This window comes from Psychrobacter cryohalolentis K5, from assembly GCF_000013905.1.
Lineage (GTDB): Bacteria > Pseudomonadota > Gammaproteobacteria > Pseudomonadales > Moraxellaceae > Psychrobacter > Psychrobacter cryohalolentis.
Genome location: NC_007969.1, coordinates 249,929 through 262,432, shown reverse-complemented (window position 1 = coordinate 262,432; position 12,504 = coordinate 249,929). Strand labels below are relative to the sequence as shown.

The 12,504-nt window shown below is 40.0% G+C and carries 11 protein-coding genes; 10 read left to right on the top strand and 1 reads right to left on the bottom strand.

Annotated elements, in window-relative coordinates; genetic code table 11:
* Nucleotides 1-94: 94 nt before the first annotated feature.
* Entirely contained in the window at nucleotides 95-406 is a 312-nt protein-coding gene (locus tag PCRYO_RS01140; RefSeq protein WP_011512591.1) for an LPS translocon maturation chaperone LptM, read from the bottom strand.
* A gap of 601 nt (nucleotides 407-1,007) precedes the next feature.
* On the opposite strand from PCRYO_RS01140, the gene PCRYO_RS01135 reads away from it, so the two are divergent.
* The 10 genes from PCRYO_RS01135 to PCRYO_RS01090 all read left to right on the top strand — a co-directional run bounded on the left by PCRYO_RS01135 (nucleotide 1,008) and on the right by PCRYO_RS01090 (nucleotide 12,260).
* Complete coding sequence (locus tag PCRYO_RS01135) at nucleotides 1,008-2,240, top strand: acetate/propionate family kinase (RefSeq protein WP_011512590.1); 1,233 nt, start codon at nucleotides 1,008-1,010, stop codon at nucleotides 2,238-2,240.
* A 110-nt stretch (nucleotides 2,241-2,350) separates the two neighbouring features.
* Complete coding sequence (gene pta, locus PCRYO_RS01130) at nucleotides 2,351-4,507, top strand: phosphate acetyltransferase (protein ID WP_011512589.1); 2,157 nt, start codon at nucleotides 2,351-2,353, stop codon at nucleotides 4,505-4,507.
* Between the two features lie 218 nt (nucleotides 4,508-4,725).
* Nucleotides 4,726-5,634: a nicotinate-nicotinamide nucleotide adenylyltransferase gene (locus tag PCRYO_RS01125; RefSeq protein ID WP_011512588.1), complete on the top strand. Its 909-nt coding sequence runs from the start codon at nucleotides 4,726-4,728 to the stop codon at nucleotides 5,632-5,634.
* Nucleotides 5,635-5,774: 140 nt separating this feature from the next.
* Complete coding sequence (gene rsfS, locus PCRYO_RS01120) at nucleotides 5,775-6,188, top strand: ribosome silencing factor (RefSeq protein WP_011512587.1); 414 nt, start codon at nucleotides 5,775-5,777, stop codon at nucleotides 6,186-6,188.
* Nucleotides 6,189-6,410: 222 nt separating this feature from the next.
* Nucleotides 6,411-7,211: an MOSC domain-containing protein gene (locus PCRYO_RS01115; protein WP_011512586.1), complete on the top strand. Its 801-nt coding sequence runs from the start codon at nucleotides 6,411-6,413 to the stop codon at nucleotides 7,209-7,211.
* Nucleotides 7,212-7,217: 6 nt separating this feature from the next.
* The gene (locus PCRYO_RS01110) at nucleotides 7,218-8,102 is read left to right on the top strand and encodes an N-acetylmuramoyl-L-alanine amidase (protein ID WP_011512585.1); all 885 of its coding nucleotides are present in this window, start codon (nucleotides 7,218-7,220) and stop codon (nucleotides 8,100-8,102) included.
* 29 nt (nucleotides 8,103-8,131) lie between these two features.
* A complete protein-coding gene (locus tag PCRYO_RS01105; RefSeq protein ID WP_041752917.1) occupies nucleotides 8,132-8,326 on the top strand; it encodes a hypothetical protein in 195 nt (64 codons plus the stop codon).
* Between the two features lie 362 nt (nucleotides 8,327-8,688).
* Nucleotides 8,689-9,825, top strand: coding sequence for a hypothetical protein (locus PCRYO_RS01100; protein ID WP_011512584.1), 1,137 nt, complete (start codon nucleotides 8,689-8,691; stop codon nucleotides 9,823-9,825).
* A gap of 6 nt (nucleotides 9,826-9,831) precedes the next feature.
* Nucleotides 9,832-10,281 (top strand): three component ABC system middle component, encoded by a 450-nt coding sequence (locus PCRYO_RS01095; RefSeq protein WP_011512583.1) that lies wholly within the window; start codon nucleotides 9,832-9,834, stop codon nucleotides 10,279-10,281.
* Nucleotides 10,278-12,260 carry a DUF3732 domain-containing protein gene (locus PCRYO_RS01090; protein ID WP_011512582.1) on the top strand — a complete coding sequence of 661 codons (1,983 nt, stop codon included), beginning with the start codon at nucleotides 10,278-10,280 and terminating at the stop codon, nucleotides 12,258-12,260. The genes PCRYO_RS01095 and PCRYO_RS01090 overlap by 4 nt, the downstream gene beginning before the upstream one ends.
* Nucleotides 12,261-12,504: the final 244 nt, after the last annotated feature.

The following is a 12,504-nucleotide window of genomic DNA, read 5'->3' as shown; positions in this document are numbered from 1 at the left end:
TAAATATCTCTAATATAATCAAGGTAACAATAAAGTATTGGGCTTGCTCAAAAATCGTTTGAGCATTTACATTTTAAGAATTCATGATTACTTATTAGTAATCGTTAGGATCGTTACTCGGTTCAGGCAGCTGAAAATTCTCTGTATTTTGTTGGTCGCTGTCAATCTTAGCAAAGGCGGTATCTTGTGGATTACTGCCACTATCTAATATTGCCGTGCTATCTCGCACTGCTTTACTACCAGCGTCTACAAGGTATAGATCGCCTTTTTGTCCGCAGCCAACCAACAATGCCGCTGAAGCTATCGTGATCGACGTACCAAGCATGATGTTATACATATTATGGCGAATGGCGCTGCCCACTGTCTGAGAGTGCTTGGGTTTTGAGGTATATCGTGTTGTAAACATAGGGTAGATAACCTGTAATCTTGCAACGGTGTACGCGATAAAAATCACTATCAGCGAAAACAACCAAGGCTGCAATAGGGAAAATAGGAAGATTTTTTAATCATAGCATTATTCTATAAAGCTGTGCGCCTATAGAATATGTTTGCATAGTAAATTTGCTGAAATGTAGTGATAGTGAATCCAATATAAATATAAAATAATCTTATTGATCTAAAGCTAGACAAACTTACTTACAATTTTTATAAAGGCAAATTTTTACTTATTTTATCTAATAAGCCCTTACTGTCTTCGGTGTACACCTGTAACCATCAATCAAGGACTGGCTGATCAAAGCCTTAGAGTTATCGTGGTGTCACTGCCAAAATATGATACATTATAGTCAACCCTTGTAGCTATAAGGCAACGCTAGCAGGCGTTTGCTTTACATTGAACCTCTGTTAGACATAGGGATGGCTCAAGCATAACGAAAATCAGCGCGGCTATAGTTTATGTTTCCAAACCGTGCAACCTATACCAGCACCGATATCGCTGGTTTTCGTTTATTCAACAGGTGATCGTCAAGATGCGGCACCTTTTATAAAAGACAATCTAAGGATAGAGTATGAGCGCTGGCGTAAGCACCACTTTTGATGACAAACATTCTGAAGCATCGACCCTGACCAATCCTACTTTAGTATTGAACTGCGGCTCCTCTTCAATCAAATACGCCTTAATTAGTGAGGATGAAGGTACTCGTATCACAGGTCTTGCCGAAAACTTAGGTCTCGATACTGCCCGTATTAAACACACCACATTAAATGGTGAAAAGTTAGAAATTGCAATCGCTGGTGGTCGTCATGAACTTGCCTTACAGAAAATCCTTGAGCTACTTGAGCAGTATCACTTTATTGCTGTTGGGCATCGAGTGGTACATGGCGGTCGTGAATACTCAGAAGCGGTGCGTGTCGATGCGCATGTGTTAGCAGAAGTCAAACGTCTAAAAGTCCTCGCCCCATTACACAATCCGGCAAACGCACTGGGTATCGAAGCCGTACAAGCAATCTATCCTGATATTCCGCAAGTGGTGGTATTTGATACTGCCTTCCATCAGACCATGCCACCTGTTGCTTTCCGCTATCCGCTACCAAAGGCACTCTATTCAGAACACAAAATTCGTCGTTATGGCTTCCATGGTACCTCGCATGCTTATGTATCAGAACGCGCCAGCCACATTACCAGCGCAACAGGACCACATGGTTGGTTAACTGCGCATTTGGGCAACGGCTGTTCAGCAACGGCTGTCTACGACGGCAAAAGCCTTGATACCAGTATGGGTCTGACCCCGCTTGAAGGTCTTATGATGGGTACGCGTAGTGGTGATGTTGACCCAAGCTTACATATTCATCTCAAGCGCCAACTTGGTATGAGCTTAGAAGAAATCGACAAGATGCTCAATAGTGAAAGTGGTTTACTTGGTATTTCAGGCTTATCGAATGACTTGCGTACCATTGAGCAAGCGGCTAATGAAGGTCATGAAGACGCGAAGCTGGCTATCGAGATGTTCTGCTATCGTGTTGGTAAATACCTTGCCAGCTTAAGCTGCGCGCTCCCTGACTTTACTGGTATTGTCTTTACTGGTGGTATCGGCGAAAACTCTGTGACCACGCGGACGCGTATTTTAGAAGTCATGCGTCATTTTGGCATCAAAGTAGATGCCGATAAGAACGCTGGGTTGGTCGGTGGCAATGAAGGCAGTTTCCATGCTGACGATAGCAGTATTGAGCTGTGGGTTGTCCCAACTGATGAAGAATGCCGTATCGCTCAAGAGACTCGTGCAGCCTTGGGTCTAAAATAAAACTAGGTCTATAATAAGACTCATATGCCTGCGATAAGAATCACAAGTTGATTCTTATACGCTCAAGGATGACAATCTCTCTAAAAATATAATAAACAGTAGGATACATTATGCAAACTATTTTACTTGTGCCCATTAGCCGCGGTATCGGTGTGACGTCAGCGGCGTTAGGCTTGATTCGTGCTTTCGATTATAACGGTATCAAAGCGGGTTTTATGAAGCCGTTTTTACAAGACGATACGCTGGATAAGCAAAACAGTCTAGACAGCTCAAGCGCATTAGCCATGCATGCATTTGGACTAAAGCCACCTAAATCGATCAGCCGTCAACATGTTGAGCGTATGATTGGTGATGACAATCTTGATGACTTGATGGAAGAAGTGGTTGTTAACTACCATACTCTTGGTGATGATTACGATGTGGTGATTTGCGAAGGCTTAGTACCGACCACTGAAACTTCTTATGCCTCACAGATCAACCGTGCAATTGCTCATGCACTCGATGCCCGAATCATCTTTGTTAGCACCGCCGATACCAGTAAACCTGCCTATTTAGCCGATAAGCTTGATGTCCATGCGCGTGAATTTGGTGGTATGGCAAGTGATCGTACGCTTGGCTGTATCTTGATGCGTATGCATGACTTGCCGAATACGCAAAGCACCTTAGAAAATCAAATCGTTGCCCCTGGTGAAGCGATTGTGAGCTTGGATAGCGGCTTTATACAAGAAGTACAACGCTTATCGCCGCACTTTAATACCGAACAATTCCGCTTAATTGGTGTCGTACCATTTAGTGACTCATTATCCGTGCCTCGTACGTGGGATATCGCTGCTGAACTTGATGGTACTTGGCTCAACGTTGGTGAGGCAAAATCGCGCCGTATCAATCGCATCAGCTTGACTGCACGCTCAGTTGCACGTGTTGATGAAGTGTTCAAACGTGGTACGCTTATCGTGGTGCCGGGCGACCGTGACGATTTATTATTGGCGGCGGGTCTTGCCTGTATCAATGGTATTCCGCTAGCAGGATTGGTATTGACTGGCGGCGTTGTCCCTAGTCCAACCGTTGCTGAGCTTTGGCAATCTGCACTCAAAACTGGTATTCCTGTGATGAGTGTCGAAGATGACAGCTTTGAGACGGTACAAAGCCTATTACACATGAGTGCTGAGATTCCAAGTGATGACACCGAACGTGCTGAAGAAGTGGCTCGTTACGTCGCGGCGCATTTAGATTTGAGCTGGATTAAAGCATATTTTAGCCAAAATCATGAGCCACGCTTGTCACCTTCTGCTTTTCGTCATCAAGTGGTCAAAAAAGCGCAAATCGCCAAAAAACGTATCGTGCTGCCAGAAGGCTCTGAACCGCGTACGGTCGAAGCTGCTTGTATCTGTCAAAGCCGCGGTATTGCCAACTGTGTGCTACTCGCTAAGCGTGCTGATGTTGAACAAGTCGCCAAAAACCGCGATTTGGTATTACCTGAAGGGCTTGAAATCATCGATCCTGACAGCTTAGATATGAGCAAATATATCGCCGCTGTAGTCGAGCGTCGCAAAGGTAAAACCAGCGCAGAAGTGGCTGCTGAATATCTGCAAGATACCGTTTATTTAGGTACGACCATGCTACAGATGGACGAAGTTGATGGTCTGGTCTCTGGGGCAATTCATACCACGGCGAATACTGTCCGCCCAGCGTTTCAGTTGATTAAAACGGCTCCTGAGTATTCACTTGTATCGTCAGTCTTCTTTATGCTGTTGCCTGAGCAAGTGGTTGTCTACGGTGACTGCGCCATTAATCCTGATCCAAATGCAGAAGAATTGGCTGAGATTGCCATTCAGTCTGCGCAGTCTGCTGCCGCCTTTGGCATCGATCCAAAAGTGGCAATGATTAGCTACTCTACGGGCTCGTCAGGCACTGGCGCTGATGTCGAAAAAGTCGCCCGTGCGACCCAAATCGTCCGTGAACGTGCGCCGAATCTAAAAGTCGACGGACCGCTACAGTATGACGCGGCTTCTGTCATGAGCGTCGGCAAGCAAAAAGCGCCGGATTCGCCTGTTGCTGGGCAAGCAAACGTCTTTATTTTCCCAGACCTAAACACCGGTAACACGACTTATAAAGCGGTACAACGTAGCGCCAATGTGGTCAGTGTTGGACCGATGTTGCAAGGCTTAAACAAACCAGTCAATGACTTGTCACGTGGTGCCTTGGTCGATGATATTATCTATACCATCGCCCTCACTGCCATCCAAGCACATAGCGACGTTATTTAAGCATCTAAAGCTTCATTCAAAACACGTATTATTGAGCCGATTATCATAATGATGGTCGGCTTTTTTATGGCTTGTTTATGGCTTTTTTATGGCTTTTAAACGGTATAATTAAGCATAATAAAATCGATAGTCGGGATAAGTAAATAATCACATGCTATAGTCGATTTAAAATAAATCAACTACAACGCTCATCTGCATGAGTTTTTACTCACTCATTTATGTCAAATACTTCTGATAGTTATCAAAGCCAAAATACTAAGTCTGCCATCCGTGCTTATTTGGGCGGCTCATTTGATCCTGTGCATCAGGGTCATTTACAAATGGCGATGACCGTTTATCAAAGTTTGCTACCAATAGCACAGCAGCAACAGCGCGAACTGTACGTATCGTTGCTGCCCAATGCGCGCTCGCCTTTTAAAGAAGATAGCACCGATCCTAAGCATCGTCTGGCGATGCTAAAGCTGGCAACGCAACAGTCGCCCTTATACATTAACGAGCTTGAGCTGTGGCAAGCACCGCCTGTCTATACTATCGATAGTGTGCAGACACTGCGCACACGCTACCCGCATGACAGTCTGATATTTGTCATGGGGATGGACAGCGCGCGTAGTTTAGAACACTGGAAAAATGGGCTGCAACTGACTGATTATGTCAGTCTATGGGTGTTTGACCGTCAAGAAAATTTTGATAGCGATATAGATATTGATATCAAAATTGATAAAAACGTCTCTAAGACTGAGTTGCACCACTCTTTAACATCCCAACTTCCAAAACTGCTACAACCTTTAACCATCGATTCTATAACTGAATTATTAGCCGCTAACCCTCAATCTTTAACAAACAGCTTTTGTGTAAAAAATAGCCATCAAGGTCATATTTATATCGACCCACGCCCTGTGACAGCAATATCAAGCACACACATACGTCAGCAGCTTTATCAACAACTGCCGCAAGCACCTCAATCATTAAATATAACGCACAGCACTGACATGCAAATTGCATCTTTACAACCAATAAATGATATCATAGGCAATACTGCACCCAATTCATTAGCTAAATGGCTAAATCCTGCTGTTTATCAATATATTATCGCCCATCAGCTATATTCTGCTGCTCAATTCCGTTAAAATCGCCTTATACTTTTAATTTTGCCCACTTTGATCATTTTTCCTCAAAAAACGTCTGCCTCTATCTGGCTCGTTAGAGAATGCATTGTGACGATTTACCATTTTATTTTTAATATTTACGATTCAAGAGATTAAAATTTATGACCAACACCATGACTGACGAACGTTTACAAGAATGTTTGACCCTTGTTCAAACCGCGCTAGACGATATGAAAGCTAAGAACATCACCGTAATGGATGTAGCAGCATTGACAGACGTAATGGAGCGTATCATCATCGCTGACGGTACCTCAAAGCGCCATGTACGTGCAATGGCTGACAGTGTCGGCGCTGAAGCCAAACTGGGTGGCTTTATGCCACTAGGTCGTGAAGGCGGTATCGATTCTGACTGGACATTGATTGATTTGGGCGCTGTTGTCGTGCATATGATGACGCCACAAGCCCGTGAGTTCTATGACCTAGAAGGTCTATGGTCATCGCCTGAACAATTGGCTGAGCTGGTTGCTGTACCGCGTGAGAAGAAAACAGCTGGTCGTCGTAATAAAAATAAATAATCTTATTTATTGCCAAAGCTGCTTAAGAAAAAGACCAGATATCTATTCTGGTCTTTTTTTGTCTAAAATTTACTGTGCTAATAAAATTCAAAATACGGTTAAATTTTAAACGGCTGAATTCTTACCATTAGAGGAATGATTAAGCTAAGATAATACGCATTATTAATACCAATATCGATATAACCTCTCCCCTAATAAATCCCTATAGATTAGGAATGACTTATGAACTTAGAACCTATGAACATACAACCTATAAACTCAAAAACGATAGCATCTTCTAGCCAAAAAAATACTGCTGACTTTAACCAAACCTTGCCGCTCCATATCGCTACCCTCACCTGCGTTCGCGCTGGCAAAGCCATGCCATTTACCCGTGAAGAAATGAGCGCCATCGATAAAGCACCAATCAAAGCACACGTCGCTGTCAACTTTATGGGTCTCACAACTGATGAGCAAGCCGATAGACGTCATCATGGTGGTCCACTAAAAGCAGTACATCAACTAGCGACGGCGACTTATGACAAGATTAATGCAGAGTTTAGCTTGAAAGTGCGTGTTGGCACATTGGGTGAAAACCTCACTACAGAAGCAGTAAATGGTTTGCTAGAAATGACGGAAGCGACAGTTTGTATTGGTGACGTTTTTCAGTATGGTCAAGATGAAAGCATTGATGGGAATGGTGGCGACAGCGTGCAATTACGTATCGTCCAACCGCGCCGCCCCTGCTACAAAATCAATGACCAAATCGGACAATTTACCAAAGTGCCAAATATTGCGTCTTGGGTCAGCAAACAAGGCATCGCTGGTTGGTATTTTCAAGTCGTTCGTGATGGCATGATCAGCGCTGATTTACCGGTATATTTAATCGAACGCCCCTATCCTTTTGCGACACTTGAGAAACTGTGGCAGTTATCAAACTCAAAAGAGAAATTTGCCGCAGAAGTTATTGAACCTTGGCTTGCGATTGAGTGTTTGGAAGAGAGTTGGAAGAAGGTTTTGGCAAAGAAGATTAAAAAGGGTTAGCATTTCATGGCAAAAAATATCTTTTTAGCATTAGCATGTGCCTTAACGCTGCCTTTAGTTGGCTGCGTGACCACTAATAACACCCAAATAGCGAATACTGAACCCTTCGTTATTGATAGCGAAACCTATCAAGCCACTGGCAAAAGCGAGCGGATTAAATCCATAGTCCTGCACTACACCGTCTCAGATAATGCCAGATCTATAAAAACACTGACCACTGGAAATGTGAGCGCCCACTATCTGATCTTGGATAATAACGATAATAAAATTTATAACTTAGTGCCTGAAAGCGAACGTGCTTGGCATGCTGGCGCGGGCGGCTTTGCTGGTAGAACGATACTCAACGATACCTCTATCGGCATCGAGATTGTCAATGCAGGCATTAAGCCTAAATATCGAGACGCCTTAAAAAACGGCGCGCTCGACTATCATCCTTATGAGCATTATGTTGAATTTAATGAATTACAGATTAAGAAAGTGGCGCAGCTGGTGCAAGACTTGGCAAAAAGATATAATATCTCAGCAAAGAATATAATCGGTCATGCGGATATGGCACCCTCGCGTAAAATCGATTCCGGTGCAAAATTTCCTTGGCAGCGACTGTATTTCGATTACGGCATTGGCGCTTGGTATGATGAATTTGATAAGCAATACTTTATGAATCAAGACGAGTTTGCAGCGGTAACGATACCTGAGATTAAGCAAGCGTTTCGCGATTACGGTTATCAAATCAATGACACAGACGCATGGGATAAAGCCAGTCGCAATGTCGTGTATGCTTTTCAATTGCATTTTAGACCACAGCAGCCAACGGGCGAGCTAGATTTAGAAACTTATGCAATATTAAAGGCACTCAATAAGAAGTATGCTGGTCGTGATGACTTTTATTAATCGATAAAAAATATTAGGAGACATAAGCCATGAGCAACTCTCAATACAACGAGCAAAATGAGCAAGACGAGCTACAGAAGTATCTAGAAGAAAAAGCCAAACAGGAGCAAGAAAAAGAGCAGGAAGCCGAGCCGCTCTCTGCGTATGAGGCTTGTGTACTAAAAGAAAGCGCGAAGATTCATGAGTTGATTGCTGAGGCTAAGGAGGTTTTGAAGAGTGAATAGTTTTAATACCTCCGCTCATTTTTAAATTATGGTTGACGATGCTATTAGCAGATATTTAATTTATATAGCAGTTATGCATAATTTGAGATAATCTTGATTATGAGCGGACAGATCTATAGATATTAATTCCAAACGTAGACGATAAAAAATTGTAGGTCTGTGTCGAGGGACGAGACCCAGTACATTATTGATTCAAGTTATCACCTTAGTATTTCTATAAGTCGCAAGCTCTATCTATTTTATGTACTGAGTAAATTCATCTACTATAAGTTAGTCTAAACATTAGTTGTAAAGTATGACATCTAAGTGCTAAGCTTAATTTCATCTAAAACTTATGATTTAAATTTAAACGCGGTATCATAATGAATTCAACTAAAAACAGTGTACTACCTACTTTACGAGGGTTTCACTATCAGATTTTACTTGGTATTAAAAAGTGTTTTGAGTTGAATGAAGGTCAGTCAATTTGGTTTGAAAGTGATGGTGATATAAGTATACGTGGCAATGAATTAGAAAATAATGAACAAATAGAAAGTAAACATTACGATCAAACGGACTTTCTTACTGACGGTCACGCTAATTTTTGGAATACACTGAATAATTGGCTTAAAGATGATTTTGATCATACACAGTATGCTTTTTTAATTCTTCATACAACTCAGCCTACATCAAAAACAAGCCAACTCAATGGTTGGAACTCCAAAACTCCTGATGAAAAACTAGCTATCATAAGAAGTATTTATGATAAAAGAACTGGTGCCGAAAAAATAAAGAAAGACGCTAAAGGTGTTTTGAAATTTCAGCAAATTATCTTTAGTGATTCTAATAGTGCAAGAATCAAAGATATATTAGGTAAGATGCTAATTAATGACAGCGCAGATGATATAGATAGTTTGAAGATGAAACTAATTAACAAACTAGTGGGGATTCCTGATGATAATATAGATCAATACTTCGAAGGGATTGTTGGTTGGGTTTACGAAAAAATGGATAAAGATAGCTGGTTCATAAATCAGCATGATTTTAAAGATAGGCTTGAAGACTTAACGAGTAAATATAGTAGAGGAAAGTTTTCTTTTCCTCCCTTTACTGGAGCACTAGCAACAGACGTTGACTTATTAAAGCATAATGAATCACTTTTCGTTCAAAAGATAAAAGATATAGAGCATTATGACGAAATTCCTGAAGCTGTAGGAAACTACGCTGAATTTACGAATACCTTATTGGATGAGTCAGTACGATCACCTAAATATAGAGAAATAACTAAAACATATAAGAGTGATTTGATAAGGAAATTTAAAAGGAAATATCAAAATGCTTCGCTTTTATATCCAAATCACCCAAGGATAGATTGTGCAAAAATTCTATATAATGAGTTCATTGACGAGCCAGCAGAACAAGTTCAAGAGTGTGAAATGACTCCAAAACCATATAAAAACGGCTTAATTCATAACTCTATGGATGATGAAAATGATGAGTTAAAATGGGAGATAGACTAAGTGGATATGATTGACGCCGTTCACACCTACTACTACAACCCCTTCAAGTATGGAAGTCACATTGTATCATTCTACAACTCATTGGAAGAAGTAGAGCAAAACATATTACTACTTCCACTTATTATACCGATATGTAGTCATCCTGAACTGTCTAAAAAGTTAGATACGGTGAGATTATCTGGCAAAAGTCGTTCAACCTTTTTTACCAAGTTCGATAATCCCAAAGAATTTTATGATTTACAAGAGCGATTTGACGCTTTAAAACGTTTATCTGCACAAAGCTTAAGTTATTGCATAGTTAATGATTGGATGACTGTTGACGAATCTTCTTTAAGAATTATCGCTAACGAAAACTACGATAAAAAACAAATACATAAGCAGGCTACAAATTTAGGAAAATTATTTAGTGGTTTATCCATTACTGAAATTTATAAAGGATTGAGGGTGAACCCATGAGATCAATGATTTATGAAATAGGTATAATAGATGATAGTGATAAAAAACATCCAGTTTATTTTAAAGCTGGACTAAATATTGTCACAGGAGCATCTTCAACAGGTAAAAGTGCGTTAATCGAAATATTCGACTATTGCTTAGGAAGCTCGGAAGACACTATTCCTGAAGGTGTAATTACTGACAACGCTCAAATTTACTATGTTTGTATGGCAATCTCGAATCAAATATATGTTTTCGGTAGAAAACCTAAAAGTAATAGGGTTTATACTAGAACTATAGAGAAACATAGAAAAAGTATAATCAATATAGAATTTTTCGAAGATAGGTTTGCTATCAGTAAATTCAAGGAGTATATGAGAAATGAGCTTTTAGATATAGATAGCATTGACGAATCTACAATAGATACATTTTATAAAGGCCAAAAAGAGAGTCGCCCAACAATACGTAGTTATATGTCGTTCTTACTTCAACATCAAAATTTAATAGCAAATAAGCACGCTTTATTCTATCGGTTTGATCAAAAAGAAAAGCGTGAACAAGTTATTAAACATACTAAGTTTTTTTTAGGATTTGTAAACCAAGACTATTTTCTACAGATGAAAAATAAAGAAGCTATTGAGATAGAAATAAAGAAACTAAAAAAAGAGAAAGAAGTGCTTAATTATTACAAGGAAAAGCAAGAGCTAGAGCTAGAGCCCGAACTGAAAAACATGTATGCACTGATGAGGTTTCCTAAAGAACCTATTAAATTGAAAAGTATTATATCTAACCCTGTAGAAAGTAAAAATAGACTTCATGTCATATTGCATCCTGATAACTTTGACTCTTCATCAGATATATTCCATCAGCGTTATGTAGCTATTTCAGAATCTCATGCCGAAAAAATTGTTGAACTAAACCATACAAAGAATAAAATAACTTCAATTAAAAACTCATTAAATCAAGAGGATAAATTACTAACCTCAGAAAAACTTGTTGATCAAGAAGCGGTTAAAGTTTTTGATGCCACCTGTCCTTTATGTGAGACTAAGCATAGCGAGTTACCTAAATCGGCTATACAGCTTAAAACAGCGATTGAAAAACTTAACCAAACACTTAGACTAACAGAAAAAATGCGCGCTCCTCTTCAGACACTATTAGCAGATACTGAAAGACACGCTGAAAAACTTACTAAACAGGTTAAAAGCTTACAAGCAGAAAAGAAGGAACTTGAAAGTATTAATGAAGTGATTAGAGAAAGAAAAGATTTTTCCGAAGCAATATATAATCAGAAATACAAGCTATTTAGTATTATTGACTTAATTAACCCTTCTAGTGATACCAAAATTGATTCGCAACTTATAGAGCTTAGGAAAGACTTGCAAGCTATAACAGGCGAGCTTAAAAAATATAATATTATTAACTTTATAGAAGAAGCGGAGAAAACCATAAATGAATATATGTATGATATCGGCAATGAGTTTGACTTCGAAAAAACTTATGATCCAATAAATTTGAAATTCTCTTTGAATAGTTTTGACTTGTACCATGATGATACTGATAAGAATAAAAAAATATACTTGAGGTCAATGGGTAGTGGTGCTAATTGGTTATATACTCATTTAACATTATTTCTTTCATTACATAAATATTTTGTCTCTTTAGGCGAAGACTGCTTAATCCCTTCTATATTATTCTTAGACCAACCAACTCAAGTTTATTTCCCAAATTTTAGCCGTGACACGAAGGAGAACTTCTCAACAGAAGATATTAAAAGGGTTGAAGGACTAGAAGATAAAAAGCTTGACGAAGATATGAAATCTGTTACAAATATCTTCAATCAACTAAATAGCTATTGTATTTCTCTGAATGAAGAGTTTGGATTTTCACCTCAAATAATTGTAACTGACCATGTAGATAACTTAGCTCTTGAGAACGGTGACTTTGAATCGTTGGTAAATGGAAATAGGTGGAGAACTAGAAAACTTATGAATTTCTAATAGTGCATTTGAGTTAAATGGTAGGCGCGGTTTAGCCCCGACTGTAGCGGTATCCTGCTGGTTTGGGCGAGTTGCGGTGGCTAGAGATTGAGGTGGTGTCGAGGCAACAGCAACATCTCAACTTGTGTCACCGCCTCGCCCAGACTGGCAGATACAAGCGTAAGGCGGGATTAGCTCCCCTACTTCTTAAAAACCCAAACCCCAAATACAAAAAAGGTGAGCCGAAGCCCACCTTTTTTTATGT

Excerpts from the sequence above, each read along its gene's own strand:
- PCRYO_RS01105 (WP_041752917.1), top strand. The coding sequence starts at position 8,132 with ATGAGCAACTCTCAATACAACGAGCAAAATGAGCAAGACGAGCTACAG.
- PCRYO_RS01135 (WP_011512590.1), top strand. The coding sequence starts at position 1,008 with ATGAGCGCTGGCGTAAGCACCACTTTTGATGACAAACATTCTGAAGCA.
- rsfS (WP_011512587.1), top strand. The coding sequence starts at position 5,775 with ATGACCAACACCATGACTGACGAACGTTTACAAGAATGTTTGACCCTT.
- PCRYO_RS01110 (WP_011512585.1), top strand. The coding sequence starts at position 7,218 with ATGGCAAAAAATATCTTTTTAGCATTAGCATGTGCCTTAACGCTGCCT.
- PCRYO_RS01125 (WP_011512588.1), top strand. The coding sequence starts at position 4,726 with ATGTCAAATACTTCTGATAGTTATCAAAGCCAAAATACTAAGTCTGCC.
- PCRYO_RS01140 (WP_011512591.1), bottom strand. The coding sequence starts at position 406 with ATGTTTACAACACGATATACCTCAAAACCCAAGCACTCTCAGACAGTG.
- pta (WP_011512589.1), top strand. The coding sequence starts at position 2,351 with ATGCAAACTATTTTACTTGTGCCCATTAGCCGCGGTATCGGTGTGACG.
- PCRYO_RS01095 (WP_011512583.1), top strand. The coding sequence starts at position 9,832 with ATGATTGACGCCGTTCACACCTACTACTACAACCCCTTCAAGTATGGA.
- PCRYO_RS01115 (WP_011512586.1), top strand. The coding sequence starts at position 6,411 with ATGAACTTAGAACCTATGAACATACAACCTATAAACTCAAAAACGATA.
- PCRYO_RS01090 (WP_011512582.1), top strand. The coding sequence starts at position 10,278 with ATGAGATCAATGATTTATGAAATAGGTATAATAGATGATAGTGATAAA.
- PCRYO_RS01100 (WP_011512584.1), top strand. The coding sequence starts at position 8,689 with ATGAATTCAACTAAAAACAGTGTACTACCTACTTTACGAGGGTTTCAC.